The following is an 18,521-nucleotide window of genomic DNA, read 5'->3' as shown; positions in this document are numbered from 1 at the left end:
CCACAGCCCCGACCACCTCGCCACCGTCGCCGCCGAACTCAACGGCCGCCCACGCAAAACGCTCGGCTGGGACACCCCAGCCGAGCGCCTCGCTAAGCTCCTAGCCGTCACCGACTAGCCAACGTGTTGCAACGACCCCTTGAAACCGCCGCGTTAACAAGGGGCCCTTCCTTACACGCGGGGTGTCACTTCATGGTGGTGCCGGTGGAGCGCAGGTGCTCGCAGGCCTCGACCACGCGGGCGGCCATGCCGGCCTCGGCGGCCTTGCCCCAGACGCGCGGGTCGTACATCTTCTTGTTGCCGACCTCGCCGTCGACCTTCAGCACGCCGTCGTAGTTGCGGAACATGTGGTCCGCGACCGGGCGGGTGAAGGTGTACTGGGTGTCGGTGTCGATGTTCATCTTCACCACGCCGTAGTCCAGCGCCTCCCGGATCTCCGACAGCAGCGAGCCGGAGCCGCCGTGGAAGACCAGGCTGAGCGGCTTGTCCTTGCCGTACTTGGCGCCGACCGCGTCCTGGATCTGCTTGAGCACCTCGGGGCGCAGCTTGACGTTGCCCGGCTTGTAGACGCCGTGCACGTTGCCGAAGGTCAGCGCCGCCATGTAGCGGCCCTTCTCGCCCAGGCCGAGCGCGTCGACCATGGCCAGGCCGTCCTCGACGGTGGTGTAGAGCTTGTCGTTGATGGCGTTCTCGACGCCGTCCTCCTCGCCGCCGACGACGCCGACCTCGATCTCGAGGACGATCTTGCCCTTGGCGGCCTCGGCGAGGAGCTGCTCGGCGATCTCCAGGTTCTCCGCCACCGGCACGGCCGAGCCGTCCCACATGTGCGACTGGAACAGAGGCTCCTGGCCGTTCTTGACGCGCTCCTGCGAGATGGCCATCAGCGGCCGGACGAACTTGTCCAGCTTGTCCTTCGGGCAGTGGTCGGTGTGCAGCGCGATGTTCACCGGGTACTTCTTGGCGACCTCGTGCGCGTACGCGGCGAACGCCGTCGCGCCGGTAACCATGTCCTTCACGGACGGGCCGGACAGGTACTCCGCACCACCGGTGGAGACCTGGATGATGCCGTCGCTCTCCGCGTCGGCGAAGCCCTTGAGCGCCGCGTTCAGCGTCTGCGAGGAGGTCACGTTGATCGCGGGGTACGCGTACCGGCCGGCCTTGGCCCGGTCCAGCATCTCCGCGTAAGCCTCGGGGGAAGCGATGGGCATGTCGAACGCTCCTTACTTACCGCTCTCGGCCGTGCAGGCCGCTGTCTTCCATGGGCGCGACCGTTCCGGTCGCTCACGTCCACGGTTGCGCCGGACCGCGCTGTCCACCGCGGGCAGTATCCCGCAGGAGCGTGAGCGGGGCACAACCGGCCCGGACGCCGCTCACCGGTTCTCCAGCCGGTCCGGTACGACGACGCTGATCAGCCAGCTCACCACCGCGACCACGATGGCGCCCCAGAAGGCGGCCCAGAAGCCGTCCACGTGGAACGGGAGCTTCAGCACCCCGGCGATCCAGTCGGTCAGCAGGAACAGCAACGCGTTCACCACGAGCGCGAACAGGCCGAGCGTGAGCAGGTAGAACACGCAGCCGAACACCTTGATGAGCGGCTTGAGCACCGCGTTCACGACACCGAAGACCAGTGCCACCACGATCAGGGTGAGCACGTTGCTGCCGGTGTTGCGGCCGCTCACCTCCACTCCGGGCACGATCAAGGTCGCGATCCACAACGCGACCGCGGTGATCGCCAGTCGGATCAGGAAGCCCATGCCTCCCATCCTGGCACCGGCCGCGCGCCGGGAGCGGGACAATCGCCGACTCCGCCGTTCCGCCCGCCACCCAGCGAGGGCCCGGAGCAGCCCGTACGGTGGTGGGGACGATGCCCGCACGGAGAACAGGGAGGGACGATGGGTCAGCCCGACGAGGACTTCGCCCCCAGTGACCACCTCGCCCCGGAGGAGCGGGATCTGGAGGCCGAGCCGGCCGACGCGGTCGAGCAGGCCACCACGGTGACCGACGAGACGGACGGTGAGCCGCACCGGGGCATGGAGGTCGACGACTGGGACGCCATGGAGCAGGCCCGCGTCGTCACCGCCGACGAGGACGACTACCGCTGATCCGGGGCCCGCTCACCGCAGCGCGGTGACCTGCCCCGGGTGGGCGGCGGCCCACTGCGCCAGCCGGTCCGCCCGTAACGCGTCCAGGAACCCGGCTGCGAGTTCCGGGTCCGGCTCGTATCCGCGGCCGTTCCACTCGTCGCGTACCGGGAAGGCGAGCGCGACCGGCTCCGCCGCGGCCGTACGACCGCTCGCGGCGGTCAGCGCCGGCAGCGACAGGTCACCGGTGTCGATCGTGACGGCCGGTCCGATCCGTAGGAGCAGCCGGCCGAGCTGCGCCGGATCGGTCGCCGTGCCCTGCTCCCGCAGTTGGCGGAGCAGGCCGGCGGCGTAGCGCGCCGCGTTGCGGTCCCGGTCCAGCCCACCGTCGCGCAGGCCGTACCGCTGCCGCAGCAGGTCCACCGCCGCCGGGCCGTCGAGCCGCTGACATCCGGCCGGGAACCGCCGCTCGGTGTGCACCGAACGCACCGGCGCCGGCAGGCAGACCGGCACGCCGCCGACCGCGTCGGTCAGATCCCGTGCCCCCGGGTACGTGAGCACAGCGCCGGCGTCGAGGCGTACCCCGGTCAGCCGGGCGACCGCCTCGCGGGTCGCCCGGTAGCCGGCGGCCAGGTCGGTGCCCGACCCGGCGGCGCGGGAGAACGTCGCGTTGAGCTTCTCCGTCCCGCCGCTCGACGGCACCGGCACCAGCAGGTCACGCGGGAACGACACGAGGTAGAGCCGGCTCCGGTCGGCCGGCAGGTGCACCAGCAGCACCGAGTCGGCGCGCCGGCTGCCGACCGGCTGGTCGACGCCGAGCAGCAGCAGGTTCAGCGCGCCGCCGGGCTCCGGCACCGGCGTGGCGGGCGCGGGCGCCGCCGTGGGCGCCGGTGGCCGGGGCGCCATCGCGGTGAAACCGACGAGCGCGGCGGCGGCGACCGCCAGCGCCGTGCCGGCCAGGCGTACGCGCCGGCGGCGCCGGCGGCGGATGATCACCGCCCGGTCGACGGCGGCCCGGACCGGGCCGACGGGCGGCGTCGACTCCTCGAGGCGGGCGAACGCGGCCCGCAGCTCGTCCTCGATCATCAGGAGACCTCCACGAGTTCGGCTCGGAGGGTGGCCAGCGCACGCGAGATGCTGGACCGGACGGTGCCGACGGCGCAGCCGAGGATCTCGGCGATCTCCCCGTCCGGCAGGTCCTCGTAGTAGCGCAGCACCAGCGCGGCACGCTGCCGCCGAGGCAACCGGGACAGCCAGGACCGGATCTGGTCCCGGTCCGCCGCCGACTGGGCGTGGTCGGCCGGCGCGGGCACCGATTCGTCCGCCGAGCCGCGCAGCAGCACCCGCCGCGCCCACGATCCGCGCCGCCAGTCGATGAACTGGTTGGTGAGCATCCGGCGCACGTACCGCTCGGGGGCGTCGGTGCGGGCCACCCGCCGCCAGTTGAGCTGGACCCGGACCAGGGTGTCCTGCACCAGATCCTGCGCCTGGTGCGGATCCCCGGTCAGCATGACCGCGTACCGCAGCAGGGCGCCCAACCGCGCGTCGGCGAACTCCTCGTACGTCACTGCACCTCCCGGTGTCCGATTGATGGACGGTTCCGGGCAGGTGGAACATTGCGGTGGCGTCGCGGCTGCCCGGAAACCCCCACGACAGAACCCAGAAAGGCAAGAGATCATCGACAAGTGCTGCTGACCCTCACCACGACCCACCGCCCGGCGACCGACCTCGGCCACCTCCTGGTGAAGCATCCGGACCGCGTGCAGACCTTCGACCTGCCCGCCGGTGCCGCGCATGTGTTCTACCCGGAGGCGGACGAGGCGCGCTGCACGGCGGCGTTGCTGGTCGAGGTCGATCCGCTCAAGCTGGGCGGCGGCCGCCGGAACCGCGCGCCGGAGGGCTTCGCGCTCGGGCAGTACGTCAACGACCGCCCGTACGCCGCGTCGAGCCTGCTCTCGTCGGCGCTGTCGAAGGTGTTCCGCTCCGCCCTGCGCGGCGAGTCGCGCGACCGACCCGAGCTGGCGGCGAGCGCGATCCCGCTGACCGTACGGGTGCCGGTGCTGCGCTGCCGGGGCGGCGCCGAGCTGGCGGTACGGATCTTCGCCCCGCTGGGCTGGACCGTGACTGCCACCCCGATCCCGCTCGACGAGACGTACCCGGAATGGGGTGACAGCCGCTACGTCGACCTGACGCTGACCGGCACGTTGCGGCTCGCGGACGCCCTCAACCACCTGTACGTGCTACTGCCGGTGCTGGACGACGCGAAGCACTACTGGGTGGCGCCGGACGAGGTGGACAAGCTGCTGCGCGCGGGCGCCGGCTGGCTGGCCGGGCACCCCGAGCGGGGCCTGATCACGCGCCGCTACCTGGCGCACCGCCGGGCGCTCGCGGGCGAGGCGATGGCCCGGCTGACCGAGTTGCGACTGGCTGACGAGCCGCCCGCCGACGACAGCATCGAGCCGCCGACCGGAGAGCCGGCCGAGTCGTCGGGCGGCGGGGCCGGGACGGCGGAGGACGTACGCCGCGCCTCCCTGGCGGTACGGCGTCGGGAGGCGGTGCTCGCCGCGCTGCGGGACAGCGGCGCGAGCCGGGTGCTGGACCTGGGCTGCGGTGGCGGCGCGCTGCTCACCGCGCTCGTCGCCGACCGGCGGTTCACCGAGGTGGTGGGCGTCGACGTGTCGGACCGGTCGCTCGGCATGGCGGCTCGGCGGCTGCGCCTGGATCGTCTTCCGGAGCGGCAGCGGGACCGGATCCGGCTGTGGCAGTCCGCGCTGACCTACCGGGACGACCGGCTCCGGGGGTACGACGCGGCGGTGCTGATGGAGGTCGTCGAGCACCTCGACCCGCCGCGCCTGCCGGCGTTGGAGGACGCGGTGTTCGGTCACGCCCGGCCGGGCACGGTGGTGGTGACCACCCCGAACGTCGAGTACAACGTGCGCTACGAGGGGCTCGCGCCGGGCCGGTTCCGGCACGCGGACCACAGGTTCGAGTGGACCCGGGCCGAGTTCGCCGCCTGGGTGGACCGGGTGGCGGCGGCGCACGGCTACACGGCGGTGCTCGGGGGCGTCGGCGACGACGACCCGGTGGTGGGCACGCCGACCCAGATCGCGGTGCTGACGCGGGATGACCGCAATGAGAACACCAGCAACGACCGGAAGGAGGCGACGAACCGATGACCGTCCTGGACATCCCCGAGCTGGCACTGGTGGCGCTCGTCGGCGTCTCCGGCTCCGGCAAGTCCACGTTCGCCCGGCGGCACTTCGCGCCCAGCCAGGTGCTCTCCTCGGACACGTTCCGCGGGCTGGTGGCCGACGACGAGAACGACCAGTCCGCGTCCGCCGACGCGTTCGACGCGCTGCACCACGTCGCCGCCATCCGGCTGCGGCGCGGCCTGCTCACTGTGGTCGACGCGACCAACCTCCAGCCGCACGCCCGCGCCGGGCTGATCCGGGTGGCCCGGGAGCACGACGTGCTGCCGGTGGCGATCGTGCTGGACGTACCGGAGGCGGTGGCCTGGGAGCGTACGGAGGCGCGCGCCGACCGCACGCACGGCCGGCAGGTGCTCAACCGGATGCGCCGCGACCTGCGGCAGTCGTACGGCCGGCTGGCCCGCGAGGGCTTCCGCAAGGTGCACGTGCTGCGCGGGGTGGACGAGATCGACGCCGCGGAGATCCGCTACGAGAAGCTGTTCAACGACCGGCGCGAGCTGACCGGCCCGTTCGACGTGGTCGGGGACGTGCACGGCTGCCGTACCGAGCTGGAGGCGCTGCTGTCCCGGCTCGGCTACGTGCTGCGGCGCGACGACGCGGGCCGCCCGGTGGACGCGGCGCACCCGTCGGGGCGTACCGCGGTGTTCGTCGGTGACCTGGTGGACCGCGGCCCGGACTCGCCCGGCGTGCTCCGCCTGGTGATGGGCATGGTGGCGGCCGGCCACGCGATCTGCGTGCCGGGCAACCACGAGCAGAAGCTGCTGCGCAAGCTGCGCGGCCGGGACGTCCGGCTCACCCACGGCCTGGCCGAGACGATGGAGCAGCTCGCCGCCGAGCCGCCGGAGTTCGTCGCCGGGGTGGAGGCGTTCATCGACGGCCTGGTCAGCCACTACGTGCTCGACGGCGGCCGGCTCGTGGTGGCGCACGCCGGGCTGAAGGAGGCGTACCACGGGCGGGCGTCCGGCCGGGTGCGGTCGTTCGCGCTCTACGGCGAGACCACCGGCGAGACCGACGAGTACGGCCTGCCGGTGCGCTACCCGTGGGCGCGGGACTACCGGGGTTCGGCGATGGTCGTGTACGGGCACACGCCGACGCCCGAGCCGGAGTGGGTGAACAACACCATCTGCCTGGACACCGGTTGCGTGTTCGGCGGGCAGCTCACCGCGCTGCGCTACCCGGAGAAGGAGCTGGTGGCCGTCCCGGCGGTGAAGGAGTGGTACGCCCCGGCCCGCCCGCTGGTCCCGGTCAGGCCGTCGCGGCCGGACACCGTGCTGGACCTGGCCGACGTGACCGGGCGGCGGCACCTCACCCACGCGTACGGGTCGCTGACCGTGCCGGCCGAGAACGCCGCCGCCGCGCTGGAGGTGATGAGCCGGTTCGCGGTCGACCCGGGCCGGCTGGTGTGGCTGCCGCCGACCATGGCGCCCTGCTCCACGTCGGCAGTGGACGGGTTCCTGGAGCACCCGGCCGAGGCGTTCGCCGACTACCGCGCGGCGGGCGTCGACCGGGTGGTCTGCGAGGAGAAGCACATGGGCTCGCGAGCGGTGGTGCTCGTGGAGCGGGAGCCGGGCCGCTTCGGCGGTGGGGTGGTGCACACCCGTACCGGCAGGCCGTTCTTCGACCCGCCGCTCGACGGCGAGTTGCTGGCCCGGGTGCGCGCCGCGGTCACCGCCGCCGGCCTCTGGGCCGAGCTGGGCACCGACTGGCTGCTGCTCGACGCCGAGCTGCTGCCCTGGTCGGCGAAGGCCGGCGGGCTGATCCGCGAGCAGTACGCCGGCGTCGGCGCGGCCGGGCGGGCCGCGCTGCCGGCGGTGCTCGCCGCGCTGGACACCGCCGCCGGGCGCGGGATGCCGGTGGCCGGGCTGCGCGATCGGATGGCCGGGCGGGCCGCCGAGGTCACCGCATACTCGGCTGCCTACCGGGCGTACGTCCGGCCGACGGACGGGCTGCGCGGGGTGACGCTGGCGCCGTTCGCGGTGCTGGCCGGGGCCGGGGTGAGCTACGCCGGCCGCGACCACGGCTGGCACCTGGCGCTGGCCGACCGGCTCTGCGCCGCCGACCCGGAGTTCTTCACCCCGACCCGGCGCCGGGTGGTGGACCCGGCCGACGAGTCGGCGGTGGCCGACGCCACCGAGTGGTGGCTGGCGCTCACCGCGGCCGGCGGCGAGGGCATGGTGGTCAAGCCGTACGCGGGCCTGGCCGCCCGCTCGCCGAAGGGCTCGCTGCTCCAGCCGGGGATCAAGTGCCGCGGGCGGGAGTACCTGCGGATCATCTACGGTCCCGGGTACACCGAGGCGGCGCAGCTCGCCGCGTTGCGCCGCCGGTCGCTGGGACGCAAGCGCGGGCTCGCCCTGCGGGAACACGGTCTCGGCCTGGCCGCCCTGGACGCGCTGGCCGAGGACGCCCCGCTCTGGCGCCGCCACGAGCTGGTGTTCGCGATCCTCGCCTGCGAGTCCGAGCCGGTGGACCCCCGCCTCTGACGACGACGCCCGGTCCGGCCGATATGCCGGACCGGGCCGGGGTACCCTGTGTGGCCGTGGACACAGCAGAGAAGACCCGGATGTTCTCCGAGAGCGTGGCATTGAACCCGCTCGACCCGAAGGATCTCATCCACACCTTCGGCATGATCGGCGTCTGGGTGATCCTCTTCGCCGAGACGGGGCTGCTGGTCGGCTTCTTCTTCCCGGGTGACTCGCTGCTGTTCCTGGCCGGGGTGGCCGCCTCGCCGGTGGCCGACGCCATCTTCGGCGACGGCACCCGCCTGTCCCTGGCCGGTCTGATGATCGGCGGTCCGATCTGCGCCATCGTCGGCGCCCAGCTCGGGCACTGGCTCGGTGCCCGGTACGGCCGCCGCATGTTCGAGAAGCCCAACTCCCGGCTGTTCAAGCGGGAGTACGTGGAGAAGGCGGAGTACTACTTCCAGAAGTTCGGCCCGGCGAAGGCCGTGGTGCTGGCCCGGTTCATCCCGATCGTGCGGACGTTCCTCAACCCGGTGGCCGGGGTGCTCGGCATGCCCGCCCGCCAGTTCTTCGTGTGGAACGTGGTGGGCGCGGTCCTCTGGGTGGACGGCATCCTGCTGGTCGGCTACCTGCTGGCCCGGCAGATCTACGACGCCATCGGCGACAAGATCGACAGGTACATCCTGCCGGTGGTCGCGCTGATCATCGTGATCTCGGTGCTGCCGATCTTCTTCGAGTTCCTCCGCGACCGGCGGGCACGCAAGCGCGGCGAGGCGGTCGCGGTCATCACCGCGGCGACGGTGGCCGGCACTGTGGAGGCGGCCCGGGAGGGCATCGAGGAGCACCGCCCCGGGCACGGTGACGGGCACGGTGGTCAGCACCACCGCTGAGCACGTCGTACGGACACCGAAGGCCGGCCCTCGGACGAGGACCGGCCTTCGACATCACTGCTCCAGCCGGGTCACACGGACGACGACAGCCGTCACCGTGCGCTGATGGCGCCACCCCTCGCACGCCACCGGTCACCCGGTCGGGACGACCCTCGGTCGGGCCGGCCCGGAGGTTTCAGCGAGCCTTCTTCGTGGCCCGCTTCCGCGGCGGGGTGAGCAGATCCGCGATCGTGGCGATCGCGGACGGCACCAGCCGGTAGTACGCCCAGACCCCGCGCTTCTCCCGCTCCAGCAAGCCGGCCTCGGTGAGGATTCGCAGGTGGTGGCTGACCGTCGGCTGCGAGAGGCCGAGCGGCGCGGTGAGGTCACACACGCACGCCTCCCCCTCGGGAGCCGACTGGATCAGGCTGAGCAGCCGCAGCCGGGCGGGGTCCGCGAGGGCCTTGAGGACCCCCGCAAGCCGCTCGGCGTCGGCGCGTTCGATCGGCTCGCCGGCAAGCGGCGAGATCTGAGGCATGGTCATTTCAGCCAACGCAGTTCCCACGTATTCCATCCTTCCACCAGCAGCATCGATCCGCCTGCATATCAGCAGATCCGAATCGGCAAACTTTTACGCCACAAGGCCGAGGTCAGCCAACGTATAGGCCGCCCGATAGGGCAATCCGGCGGCTCGCACCGTGTCGCCGGCACCTCGATCAACAATAACCGCCACACCCACCACCTCGGCCCCTGCCTCACGCAATGCCTCGACGGCCGTCAACACACTTCCACCGGTGGTGGAGGTGTCCTCGACCGCGAGCACCCGTCGCCCGGAGACGTCCGGTCCCTCGATCCGGCGCTGGAGACCGTGGGCCTTGCCCTCCTTGCGGACGACGAAGGCGTCGACCGCGCGGCCGGTGCCCGCCGAGGCGTGCAGCATGGCGGCGGCCACCGGATCGGCGCCCAGAGTCAGGCCGCCGACCGCGTCGTACGCCCAATCGGCGGTGAGGTCACGCATGACCCGACCGATCAACGGGGCCGCCTCGTGATGGAGCGTGACGCGGCGCAGGTCCACGTACCAGTCCGCCTCGCGGCCCGACGAGAGCACCACCCGGCCGTGCACCACAGCAAGGTCAGTGATGAATTTGCGCAGGTCGTCGTGGTCGCCCATGGCCCCAGAGCGTACTTCGCAAGTCTGAGCGCCGTGTTTCGGGTCCGCCCTGGTCAACCCTGCGGGCGACCGACGGGTGGCGATGAGCGGCTACGCTGTGCGACCGTCCATCCCGGCCGGCCACCGAACCGGCTCGGGTGCGTACCTCCACCGGTCAGCCGCGCTGCCGGCCGACCGCACCGCGGGTGTCCCGCCGGAAGCCGCGCAGCAGGCGCTTCGGCGCGTGCCGCAGCCCGGCCACGGCCACCTTGTACTTCCAGTCCGGAACGCTGACCGCCTTGCCTTTCCGCAGGTCACGGAGCCCTTCGGCGACCACATCGTCGGCTCGCAGCCAGGCCCAGGCGGGCAGGCGCGACATGTCGATGCCCGCGCGTTCGTGAACTCCGGTTCGCGTGTAGCCGGGACAGAGCGCCATCACGCGCACACCCAGCGGCGCGACGGACTGGCCGATCGATTCACTGAAATTCGTCACCCACGCCTTGCTGGCCGAGTACGTGGATCCCGGCATGGGGACACCGAAGCCCGCGACGGAAGAGACATTTATCACTGCCCCATGGCCCCGTTCGACCATCGGACCGAGGGCGGCATGGGTCAGACGCAGCACCGCGAGCACGTTGAGCCGGACGAGTCGCGCCTCGTCCGCCACCGACGAACGGACGAACGACGTGTTCAGACTGATGCCGGCGTTGTTGACGAGCAGCTCGATCGGCGTACCGGCGGCCAGCCGGTGTTCGACAGCAGCACAACCGTCCTCGGTGGACAGATCGGCGGCGAGCGTCTCCACGTCGCCGCCGTGCCGGCCGGTCAGCTCGGCCGCCAGCGCGTCGAGCCGGGCCGCGTCCCGGGCCACCAGGACGAGGTCCCAGCCGTCCGCGGCGAGCCGGCGGGCGAACGCCTCGCCGATGCCGAGACTGGCGCCGGTGACCAGGGCGCGGCGCCGGGAGGGGTCGGTGTCACCGGTCATCGGCGGTCCTCCGGAGGTGGCGGGAACCCACCCGGCGGCGTCGCGGGCGGGACGGACGAGGGCGGGTTCAGACCGGGCGGCGGTCCCCAGGGCGTCGGCCCGGGGGCGGCCGCGCCGGACGCCGTCGCGCCGTAGCCGGACAGCCGCAGCGGCGCGGTCCGGCGGCGCAGGAACGCGCCGGACGGCGGCAGCGTGAGCAGCACGGCGACCACCAGGTAGCCGAGGATCTGCGCCACCGACAGCGTCGCGTTCACCGGGATCCACCAGGACGGATAGGCGTCGCCGACGAGGCCCAGCAGTTCGGCGGTGATCCGGTCGTCCGCGCCGAGCCGCAGCGGGGCGGCGCGCTGGCCGACCAGCACCGCCAGCCCGCAGCAACCGCAGAGCAGGCCGGTCCCGGCGACCACCCAGGTCGCCGTGCGGGCGCCGGACCGGCCGGCGAGCAGGCCGAGCGCGAGCCCGGCGAGCAGCAGCCCGGCGAGCACGCCGAGCACGGCGGCCAGCACTGTGGAGCCGCGCAGCAGGCCGGCCACCTGGTCGATGTCGCCGCCGCTCGCGCCGGTCCGTTCCGCCGCCGCGTCCCGGAACCGGTCCACCGTGCCGCCGCCGACGGCCAGGTTGACCACCGCGTACGCCACGGCGCCCACAGCCATCGCCAGCAGCAGCGCCGCCGCGGCGACGACCGTGCCCGGCCGGCGGGGTGCGGCCCGTTCGGGGTACGACACGACTGATCCCTCCGGTAGGCGTCGGCTTGCAACCTACTCGGAGGGATCGTCGGCGTCGCCGTAATCCGGACGTCAACTTCCGGATGGCGGCTCCGGCTCGCGGCGCTCACCCGGCTGACCGCCCGGCGCGGACGGCGGCTGACCACCGGCGGACGGCGGCTGACCACCGGGCGCCGACGGCGGCGTGCCGGGAGCCGGCGGGTACGACGGGTACGACGGATCTCCCGACTGGCCCGGCTGCGACGGGTACGCCGGGTAGGCGCCACCGGGCACCGGCGGCTCCCAGCCGGCCTTGGGCTTGCGGAAGAACTCGTTCGCCTGCGGCAGCGCCAGCAGGATCAGCGCGGCCAGCAGGGCGAGCAGCGCGACCAGACCCAGCAGCAGGTTGACCGGGGTGTACCAGGACGGCAGCGCGTCCTCCAGCCGGCGCTGGATCTCCTCGGAGCTGGGCACGTCACCGGTGGTGTTGCCGCCGCCCGTCATGCCACCGCCGAGACCGGTCAGCAGCCCGCCGCCGGTGCAGCAGAACAGGATGCCGCCGAGCACCCAGGTGGTGATCCGGGAGCCGTTCTTGCCCCGGTTGTTCAACAGCGCGAGGACGACGAGGCCGGCCGCGATCACCAGCGACAGGATCGCCGTGATGATGCTGAACGCGTACGCGATGTCGGCGGCCGACTCGGCCGAGGTGCCCGCGTAGGCGTCGGCGAGAACATCGCGGATCTTGCCGACGACGGCCAGCGCCACGATCAGGTTCAGCACCTGGATCGCGGCGACGAGAATGAGCAGCCAACTGGAGAGCGTCACCACGCCGGGACGCGTGCGGGGCGGGGTACCCGAAGCATCGACCATGATTCTCCCTTCCTGGATCAGATGCCCACCGTAGCGATCTTCGACCAGCTCAGCACGCCGGAACGGCTCACCTCTCGGCGGCGCGCCGCAACCGGCGGTGCTCGGCGGTGACCACACCGAGCAGCGCGAGATCGAGCGCGACGGCGGAGACGGCGCCGAACTGGTTCACCGTGAAGTTGAAGACCTGCCCGAACAGCAGGTCGACGAGCAGCGCCAGCTTGAACAGGCGGAAGGCCTCGGCCCGGTTGCGCCGCAGCAGCCAGGCGGCCCACAGACCGAGCACGGCGGTGACGAGCGCGGTGGCGCTGACGCCGAGCACCGCGCCCCACTCCCGTTCCTGGTCCAGCTTCCCGGTCACGCCGTCGAGGAACACCGCGACCACCGTGAGGACCGGCTCCACCACCAGGTAGACCACCACCGGCCAGACCAGCCAGCGACGGCCGGCCGCCCAGACGGCGAGGCGCCGGGCCCGGTCCGCCGCCCGCTGCCAGAGCGGCACCGGCGGTGGCTCCCGGCGAGGCACCGCGTCCAGCAGGTACGCCACCGCCGTCTCGGTGGCCGGTCCGGTGCCCTGCACGAGCCGCAGCACGGCGATCCGGCGGCGGTCGGTCAGTCCGCCCGGCAGGCCGCTGAGCACCATGTCCAGCGCGTTCGCGGTGCGCTCGGCGGGGGTCAGCCGGGACCGGCCGGTGCGTCCGCGTACCGCCTGGATGAGCAGGACCAGCAGCGCGAACGCGACGTAGATGATGGCGGCGGCGGGCGCGTAGAAGTAGTCGGTGCCGGTGGTGACGAACTTGCCCACCTCGTCGATGAACAACCCGAACCCGATGCCACCGATCACCGCCCCGCCGCTACGGGCGCCGCCGCCGAGGAAGACGAGCGGCATGCCCAGGCCGACGGCGAGCAGCAGACCGCCCCAGAGGACGTGCGCGATGTGCAGCCCGCCGCCGCCGACCTGCGGATAGTCGGTGGCCTTCAGGTACGCCCGCACGGCCAGCACGGTGACCACGCCGGAGAGCACGAACGCCTGGAGGTAGGAGGCCGCCTCGACCGCCCGGGTCGGCAGCCGGCGGACCAGCCAGCCGATCCCCGGTCGGTGTCGCGACGACGATTCGGGTGGCATGTCCCGAAACCTAGTAGCCGCGCCACTCCTCGCGGGCGTAGTCCAGCACCCTCGGGCGCAACAGCGTGGAGGCCGGTACGTCGATCCGGGCCCGGTCGGCGGGGAACGTGCCGGCGGCGGCCAGCACCGCCGGGGTGAGGAAACGCAGCGGCGGCGGACCGTCCGGCAGCGCCAGCTCGGGCGCGACGTCACCCGGCGCGGCGAGCACGAAGCCCCAGTCGCCGAAGCTCGGCACGTCGACGTGGTACGGCACGGTGGCGAAGCCCGCCTCGCGGATCGACCGCTCGATCGACCAGTACGACCGGGGCGCGAAGTAGGGCGACCCGGACTGCACGACGAGCCGCCCGCCGGGGGCCAGCACCGGCCGGATCAGCGTGTAGAACTCGATCGTGTAGAGCTTCGCGGTGGCCGTCTCGTCCGGGTCGGGCAGGTCGGCGATCACCACGTCGAAGCGGTCGGTGGCGGTACGCAGCCACGCGAACGCGTCCAGGTTGAGCACCCGTACCCGGGGGTCGGTGAGCGACTCCCGGTTCAGCTCGCGCAGCTGCGGCTCACGGCGGGCCAGCTCGACCACCGCCGGGTCGAGGTCGACCAGCGTCACCGAGCGCACGTCCGGGTACTTGAGGAGCTCCCGCGCGGCCAGCCCGTCCCCGGCGCCGAGCACCAGCACGTCGCCGTGCGCCCCGCGCATCGCCGGGTGCACGAGCGCCTCGTGGTAGCGGTACTCGTCGATCGAGCTGAACTGGAGGTCGCCGTTGAGGAACAGCCGCAGGTCGGTGTCGGAGTGGCCGGGCTCGCGCACCGAACGGGTCAGCACGATCTCCTGGTAGCGGCTGCGCTCGGCGTGCACCACCGGATCACGGTAGAGCTGCTGACGCGCGGTCACCTCGAAGTCGTGGGCGGTCACCCACGCGTACCCGAGGAGCAGGCCGACCACGACGGTGGCCGCGCCCAGCGCGGCCCGCGCCCGGCGGCCGAGTTCGGCGCGGAACACGGTGAAGACGAGCACCACACCGGCGATCGCGTTCACCGCGCCCACCACGAGCGCGCCCTTGAGCTGGCCGAAGACCGGGATCAGCAGGAACGGGAACGCCAGCCCGCCGAGCAGCGCGCCCACGTAGTCGGCGGCGAACAGGTCGGCCACCGCGCTGCCCGCGGACTGCTCCCGGATGCGTTGCAGCATCACCATCAGCAGCGGGATCTCCGCGCCGATCAGCAGGCCGAGCACGAACGCGGTGCCGACGAGCGCCGGGCCGTACAGGTCGAGCCAGGCGAACGCGGCGTAGAGGCCGAGCACGGACAGACCGCCGAGCAGTGCCAGCGTCAGCTCGATCACCGCGAACGAGACCACCGCCCGGGACTGCAACGGCTTCGCCACCAGCGCGCCGACGCCCATCGCGAACACCATCACGCCGAGCACGATCGACGCCTGGCCGACCGTGTCGCCGATCAGGTAGCTGCCGAGCGCGACCAGCGCCAGCTCGTACACCAGGCCGCAGGCCGCGCACACGAAGACCGCGAGCAGGACCGCCGAGCGGGCCAGGCGCCACCGCGGCCGTGCGGCCACGTCGGCGGTCACCGTCTGCTCCGGGTACGTCCGGCGGCTCCCGCCCCGGGGCGCTGCGCGGGCACCCGTACCCGGTGGTTGCGGCGCTGGCGCACGCCCACGGCGAGGAACAGCGCGGCGAGCAGAAACAGGCCGACCGAGCTGAGGACGTAGATCCAGCGGTCCCGCCAGAAGTCGTTGCCGGCGTCCGGCAGCGGCGCGGCCGCCGTGGACGGCGCGGCGGTGGGCGTCGCGGCCGGCTCGGCGAGCCCGCGCTCGGCGGCGAGCAGCGGCAGGATCGTGGCGGCCCGGGTGACGGCCCAGCCCGGGTCGTCGACGAACGCGTCCTCGTCCAGCCCGAAGCGGCCCAGCCGGGTCTCGATCGCGGCGAGGTCGGCGAACTCGATGTCGTCCGAGCCCTTGATCCGGATCGTGGCGGAGTCCTCCGACTCGCTGCTGGACGAGGTGTACCTGACGTTCGCGGAGACCGCGATCCAGCGCGTGCAGCCGGGAGCGTCGACGACTGTGGTGCCGTCGCCGAGGTTGGAGCCGACGCTCACCTCGTCGTACACGTCGAGCAGTTCCCAGCCGTAGCAGATGCCCTGGCTGTCGGCGGCGGCCCGGAGGATCGGCACGGTGCCGGAGCGTTCGTCGGCGGCCGGCGCGGGGACGGAGGTGTCCGAGTCGCCGCTGAACGCGCCGATGGCGCAGACGACTACCACGACCCCCACGACCACGGACCAGATCACCGTCTGGGTGCGCTTGTCCTTCCCCGCCGAATGCTGTGCGGGCTTTCCGCTCATCAGATGATCGCGGCCGCGATGATCGCACCGGTGGCGAGGTGCACGGTGGCGGAGACCCACACCGCCGGGTGCGGCTCCGGGTCCACGAGCAGCTCACCGAGCTTGCCCGGGGTGGCCACGTCGAGCAGCACGAACGCCGCCGCCATGATCACCAGACCGAGGATGCCGTACGCGGCGGCGCCGACCAGCCCCAGCGTGAAGTCGTCGTCGCTGGCGACGATCGCGGCGACCACGATCGTGCCCACCCCGAGCAGGTTGGACGAGAGCAGCAGCGCCGCGTTGCGGTTGCGCTCGGTCCAGATCAGCTCGTGGAGCTTGCCGGGGGTGGCCAGGTCGACCAGGACGTAGCCGATCGCCATCAGGACGACGCCGACCGCGCCGTAGGCGAGGGTGACCAGCAGGTCGGTGACGAGATGCTGCACAGGAGACTCCAGGGTGAGGGGGTCGGAGGGGCTACTTGCCGGAACCGGGGCCGCCGCCCCGGACCGTGCTGCCTCGGCCCCAGCCCCAGCTGTTGCCGACGACGCTGTGGTACCGGGGGTAGGCGGTGGTCATCCGCTCCAGCAGGATCACCGAGCCGACGGCGAGCGGGAGGATCACCACCGAGTCGTCGTCGTAGCGCAGGTAGACGCCGCTGCCGTCGACGTACTGGTCGGCCGGCTTCCAGGCGTCGGTGATCTGCTTGGACACGTCGCTCGGCGCCTTGTTCGAGGTGTACGCGATCGCGTTCGAGCCGATGTCCCGCCCGGTGGCGCGGGAGAAGTTGTCCTCCACGTAGCCGCGGGGCGAGAAGTTGCCGTAGAAGATCGTGAAGGCGGCGATGAGCGCGCCGATGACGGCGACCGCCACGCCCACCACGAACCACCGTCGGTACGTCACAGCTCCTCCACCACCGTCTCGGTCAGGACCAGCTCGTTCGTCTGCGGGTAGGCGTGCCAGGTGCGCCAGGCGAGCGCGCCGTCCGGCGGCCGGGGCCGGACGGAGAGCGCGGTGACCGCGTCCTCGTCGCCGGGGAAGACGCCGATCAGCGCGTACGGGTCCTCGGCCAGCTCGGCGCGCAGCGCCGCGACCCGGGTACGCAGGCCGTCGCCTTCCGGCCGGAGCACGGTGGCGAGGAACCGGTAGCCGGCCGTCTCGTCGTGCAGCGTGCCCGGAAGGTGCGGCGGGCGGCCGGGCAGGCAGGCGACCGTCTCGGTGAGCGTGCCGAGCATCACCTGGTGGGAGGCGCCGAGCAGGCGCAGCCGCAGCCGGGGCAGGCCGGGCAGGTCGATGTCGCGTACGGCGAGCGCCGGCAGCTCCGGGCCGCCCAGGGCCAGGCTCAGATCGGCGGCGCTGGTGTCGACGTACGGCGCGTCAAGACAGACGAGCACGTCAGCGCACCGTCTCCGGGCCGCCCTGCGGGTAGATCATCACCTCGGCGCGACGCAACTCCTCGCCGAGGTTGACCTCCCAGCCGGCCTCCCCGTACGCCTCGAACGACAGCCGTGCGCCGCCGGGCGCCTGGTAGTCGTAGTAGCGCATGGTGCCGTGCGGGTCGAGGCCGGTGCCCTCGGTCGCGGTGTAGCGGGCCTGACCAGACTCGTCCCAGTTGTAGCGGCGGCCGGCCATCTCCAGCGTCGGGGCGCCGGGCGTCACGGTGGCCCCCGGCTCGCTGGTCCAGAGCACCATCTCCAGGTCCGGGTCGGACTCGACGGAGAGCCAGCGCTTCACGCCGCCCGCGTCGTCGAGCAGGTGCTCCGCCCAGCTCCAGCCGCCCTCGACCAGGTGCACCGAGCCGCGCACGGTGTACGGCACCGTACGGATCTCGACGATGTCGCCGGGCTTGAGGGCGCGCGGGTCACCACGCAGCGCGTCGCTGTCCCGGTCCCGGAACGGGTCACCCGGCGCCGCCTTCGTCTTCGGGCGGGACGCCGACCGGGACTTCCGTACCGCGATCACGGCGATCACCACACCGGCCACCCCGACGAGGCACCCCAGCGTGGTCAACACGTACGCCAACGAACCGTTCACTACCGCCTCCCCCAACGCGCTCGGCGGGAACGGTAACAACCGCACGCACGCCTTCTGAAGTCCTGTTCGCTGAGTGTGCGATCAGCTACCTTCGGCACCGGCGAGCCGGTCGGCGGCGTATCCGCCCAGCGTGGTGCGGCCCATGAGGCAGCCGGAGAACGTGGTGAACTCGCCGTCGTCGCCGCGCAGCCGCGCCCAGGCGTCCCGCCCGGCGTCCGGGTCGACAGCCTCCAGCAACGTCGCCGCGTACGCCCGGCCGGCCGGCGAACCCTTGCGGAGCAACCTGTCGACCCGCTTACGGGCCGCCTCCGGGTGCTCCCGCAACCCCTGTTCCAGCGTCCGGTACGCCTCGGTCGCGGGCAGGATCTGCCCCGCCAGTCCCACCCCGCCGAAGGCGAGGGTGTCCGCGTCGTCGAGTTCCCGCGCCGCCGCGTCCAGTTCCCGTTCCCAGCTCCCGCTCATGCCCCACTATGTGCCCACCCCACCACCCCCTCCAACCACAAGGAAGGGCCCCCTTTTAGTGAGCGTTTGAGAAGCCGGTTCAGGTGCTGGTTGCCTGGGCCGGTTTCGTGTTGCGGGCCAGGCGGGTGACCATGACGTGGATCATGGCCCAGGTGACGAAGGCGGCGTGGCTGGCGGGTAGGTGTTCGTAGTCGCGGACGCAGCGGCGTTTCTTGCTGATCCAGGCGAAGGTGCGTTCGACGACCCAGCG

21 protein-coding genes and 1 pseudogene are annotated in these 18,521 nt (G+C 72.6%); 5 read left to right on the top strand and 17 right to left on the bottom strand.

Features of this window, described 5'->3' with window-relative positions:
• Positions 1-118: pseudogene (locus NMK34_RS00810) on the top strand (IS30 family transposase); the annotation flags it as partial.
• A 67-nt stretch (positions 119-185) separates the two neighbouring features.
• Here NMK34_RS00810 and fbaA read toward each other — a convergent pair.
• Together fbaA and NMK34_RS00800 are read right to left on the bottom strand one after the other, a co-directional pair.
• Complete coding sequence (gene fbaA, locus NMK34_RS00805; protein ID WP_318331809.1) at positions 186-1,208, bottom strand: class II fructose-bisphosphate aldolase; 1,023 nt, start codon at positions 1,206-1,208, stop codon at positions 186-188.
• 162 nt (positions 1,209-1,370) lie between these two features.
• Positions 1,371-1,754 (bottom strand): phage holin family protein, encoded by a 384-nt coding sequence (locus NMK34_RS00800; protein ID WP_135242722.1) that lies wholly within the window; start codon positions 1,752-1,754, stop codon positions 1,371-1,373.
• Between the two features lie 138 nt (positions 1,755-1,892).
• Between NMK34_RS00800 and NMK34_RS00795 the strand changes: the two genes are divergently transcribed.
• On the top strand, positions 1,893-2,102 hold the full coding sequence (locus tag NMK34_RS00795; RefSeq protein WP_120572362.1) for a hypothetical protein: 210 nt from the start codon (positions 1,893-1,895) through the stop codon (positions 2,100-2,102).
• Between the two features lie 12 nt (positions 2,103-2,114).
• Here the strand turns inward: NMK34_RS00795 and NMK34_RS00790 are convergent, their stop codons facing one another.
• Both NMK34_RS00790 and NMK34_RS00785 read right to left on the bottom strand, forming a co-directional pair.
• The gene (locus tag NMK34_RS00790; RefSeq protein ID WP_318331808.1) at positions 2,115-3,167 is read right to left on the bottom strand and encodes an LCP family protein; all 1,053 of its coding nucleotides are present in this window, start codon (positions 3,165-3,167) and stop codon (positions 2,115-2,117) included.
• A complete protein-coding gene (locus tag NMK34_RS00785) occupies positions 3,167-3,649 on the bottom strand; it encodes a SigE family RNA polymerase sigma factor (protein ID WP_318331807.1) in 483 nt (160 codons plus the stop codon). Before NMK34_RS00785 ends, NMK34_RS00790 begins: the two co-directional genes overlap by 1 nt.
• A 117-nt stretch (positions 3,650-3,766) precedes the next feature.
• On the opposite strand from NMK34_RS00785, the gene NMK34_RS00780 reads away from it, so the two are divergent.
• The 3 genes from NMK34_RS00780 to NMK34_RS00770 are packed head-to-tail and all read left to right on the top strand — an operon-like array spanning position 3,767 to position 8,639.
• Positions 3,767-5,257 (top strand): 3' terminal RNA ribose 2'-O-methyltransferase Hen1, encoded by a 1,491-nt coding sequence (locus NMK34_RS00780; protein ID WP_318331806.1) that lies wholly within the window; start codon positions 3,767-3,769, stop codon positions 5,255-5,257.
• Positions 5,254-7,770, top strand: a complete 2,517-nt coding sequence (locus NMK34_RS00775) for a polynucleotide kinase-phosphatase (protein ID WP_318331805.1) — start codon at positions 5,254-5,256, stop codon at positions 7,768-7,770. Before NMK34_RS00780 ends, NMK34_RS00775 begins: the two co-directional genes overlap by 4 nt.
• Positions 7,771-7,793: 23 nt before the next feature.
• Positions 7,794-8,639, top strand: coding sequence for a DedA family protein (locus NMK34_RS00770; protein WP_318331804.1), 846 nt, complete (start codon positions 7,794-7,796; stop codon positions 8,637-8,639).
• A 175-nt stretch (positions 8,640-8,814) separates the two neighbouring features.
• Here the strand turns inward: NMK34_RS00770 and NMK34_RS00765 are convergent, their stop codons facing one another.
• From NMK34_RS00765 to NMK34_RS00705, 13 genes are all read right to left on the bottom strand, one after another.
• Positions 8,815-9,192 carry an ArsR/SmtB family transcription factor gene (locus tag NMK34_RS00765; protein ID WP_007454255.1) on the bottom strand — a complete coding sequence of 126 codons (378 nt, stop codon included), beginning with the start codon at positions 9,190-9,192 and terminating at the stop codon, positions 8,815-8,817.
• A gap of 57 nt (positions 9,193-9,249) precedes the next feature.
• Positions 9,250-9,789, bottom strand: coding sequence for an orotate phosphoribosyltransferase (gene pyrE, locus NMK34_RS00760; RefSeq protein ID WP_091413808.1), 540 nt, complete (start codon positions 9,787-9,789; stop codon positions 9,250-9,252).
• A 154-nt stretch (positions 9,790-9,943) separates the two neighbouring features.
• Positions 9,944-10,753 carry an SDR family NAD(P)-dependent oxidoreductase gene (locus NMK34_RS00755; RefSeq protein WP_318331803.1) on the bottom strand — a complete coding sequence of 270 codons (810 nt, stop codon included), beginning with the start codon at positions 10,751-10,753 and terminating at the stop codon, positions 9,944-9,946.
• On the bottom strand, positions 10,750-11,478 hold the full coding sequence (locus tag NMK34_RS00750) for a hypothetical protein (protein ID WP_318331802.1): 729 nt from the start codon (positions 11,476-11,478) through the stop codon (positions 10,750-10,752). Before NMK34_RS00750 ends, NMK34_RS00755 begins: the two co-directional genes overlap by 4 nt.
• A 72-nt stretch (positions 11,479-11,550) precedes the next feature.
• Positions 11,551-12,327: a hypothetical protein gene (locus NMK34_RS00745; RefSeq protein ID WP_318331801.1), complete on the bottom strand. Its 777-nt coding sequence runs from the start codon at positions 12,325-12,327 to the stop codon at positions 11,551-11,553.
• Between the two features lie 67 nt (positions 12,328-12,394).
• Positions 12,395-13,393, bottom strand: coding sequence for a hypothetical protein (locus tag NMK34_RS00740; RefSeq protein WP_318336240.1), 999 nt, complete (start codon positions 13,391-13,393; stop codon positions 12,395-12,397).
• 67 nt (positions 13,394-13,460) lie between these two features.
• Positions 13,461-15,029: a polyamine aminopropyltransferase gene (locus tag NMK34_RS00735; RefSeq protein ID WP_318331800.1), complete on the bottom strand. Its 1,569-nt coding sequence runs from the start codon at positions 15,027-15,029 to the stop codon at positions 13,461-13,463.
• On the bottom strand, positions 15,026-15,799 hold the full coding sequence (locus tag NMK34_RS00730) for a hypothetical protein (RefSeq protein ID WP_318331799.1): 774 nt from the start codon (positions 15,797-15,799) through the stop codon (positions 15,026-15,028). Before NMK34_RS00730 ends, NMK34_RS00735 begins: the two co-directional genes overlap by 4 nt.
• The gene (locus tag NMK34_RS00725; protein WP_030269725.1) at positions 15,799-16,221 is read right to left on the bottom strand and encodes a DUF350 domain-containing protein; all 423 of its coding nucleotides are present in this window, start codon (positions 16,219-16,221) and stop codon (positions 15,799-15,801) included. The genes NMK34_RS00730 and NMK34_RS00725 overlap by 1 nt, the downstream gene beginning before the upstream one ends.
• A gap of 31 nt (positions 16,222-16,252) precedes the next feature.
• Complete coding sequence (locus tag NMK34_RS00720) at positions 16,253-16,678, bottom strand: DUF4247 domain-containing protein (protein ID WP_135242708.1); 426 nt, start codon at positions 16,676-16,678, stop codon at positions 16,253-16,255.
• Positions 16,675-17,169 (bottom strand): DUF2617 family protein, encoded by a 495-nt coding sequence (locus tag NMK34_RS00715; RefSeq protein ID WP_318331798.1) that lies wholly within the window; start codon positions 17,167-17,169, stop codon positions 16,675-16,677. The genes NMK34_RS00720 and NMK34_RS00715 overlap by 4 nt, the downstream gene beginning before the upstream one ends.
• A 1-nt stretch (position 17,170) precedes the next feature.
• Positions 17,171-17,809 carry a DUF4178 domain-containing protein gene (locus NMK34_RS00710; RefSeq protein ID WP_318331797.1) on the bottom strand — a complete coding sequence of 213 codons (639 nt, stop codon included), beginning with the start codon at positions 17,807-17,809 and terminating at the stop codon, positions 17,171-17,173.
• 81 nt (positions 17,810-17,890) lie between these two features.
• Positions 17,891-18,271, bottom strand: coding sequence for a hypothetical protein (locus NMK34_RS00705; protein WP_318331796.1), 381 nt, complete (start codon positions 18,269-18,271; stop codon positions 17,891-17,893).
• Positions 18,272-18,521: the final 250 nt, after the last annotated feature.

The sequence above is a fragment of the Micromonospora sp. BRA006-A genome, from assembly GCF_033433935.1.
Lineage (GTDB): Bacteria > Actinomycetota > Actinomycetes > Mycobacteriales > Micromonosporaceae > Micromonospora > Micromonospora aurantiaca.
The sequence above is the reverse complement of the archived record's forward strand: the minus strand, read 5'-3'. Positions and strand labels throughout refer to the sequence as shown.

Bases quoted from the DNA above. Each gene is read 5' to 3' on its own strand.
- fbaA (WP_318331809.1), bottom strand. From the start codon at position 1,208: ATGCCCATCGCTTCCCCCGAGGCTTACGCGGAGATGCTGGACCGGGCC.
- NMK34_RS00800 (WP_135242722.1), bottom strand. From the start codon at position 1,754: ATGGGCTTCCTGATCCGACTGGCGATCACCGCGGTCGCGTTGTGGATC.
- NMK34_RS00795 (WP_120572362.1), top strand. From the start codon at position 1,893: ATGGGTCAGCCCGACGAGGACTTCGCCCCCAGTGACCACCTCGCCCCG.
- NMK34_RS00790 (WP_318331808.1), bottom strand. From the start codon at position 3,167: ATGATCGAGGACGAGCTGCGGGCCGCGTTCGCCCGCCTCGAGGAGTCG.
- NMK34_RS00775 (WP_318331805.1), top strand. From the start codon at position 5,254: ATGACCGTCCTGGACATCCCCGAGCTGGCACTGGTGGCGCTCGTCGGC.
- NMK34_RS00770 (WP_318331804.1), top strand. From the start codon at position 7,794: ATGCCGGACCGGGCCGGGGTACCCTGTGTGGCCGTGGACACAGCAGAG.
- NMK34_RS00765 (WP_007454255.1), bottom strand. From the start codon at position 9,192: ATGGAATACGTGGGAACTGCGTTGGCTGAAATGACCATGCCTCAGATC.
- pyrE (WP_091413808.1), bottom strand. From the start codon at position 9,789: ATGGGCGACCACGACGACCTGCGCAAATTCATCACTGACCTTGCTGTG.
- NMK34_RS00755 (WP_318331803.1), bottom strand. From the start codon at position 10,753: ATGACCGGTGACACCGACCCCTCCCGGCGCCGCGCCCTGGTCACCGGC.
- NMK34_RS00745 (WP_318331801.1), bottom strand. From the start codon at position 12,327: ATGGTCGATGCTTCGGGTACCCCGCCCCGCACGCGTCCCGGCGTGGTG.
- NMK34_RS00730 (WP_318331799.1), bottom strand. From the start codon at position 15,799: ATGAGCGGAAAGCCCGCACAGCATTCGGCGGGGAAGGACAAGCGCACC.
- NMK34_RS00705 (WP_318331796.1), bottom strand. From the start codon at position 18,271: ATGAGCGGGAGCTGGGAACGGGAACTGGACGCGGCGGCGCGGGAACTC.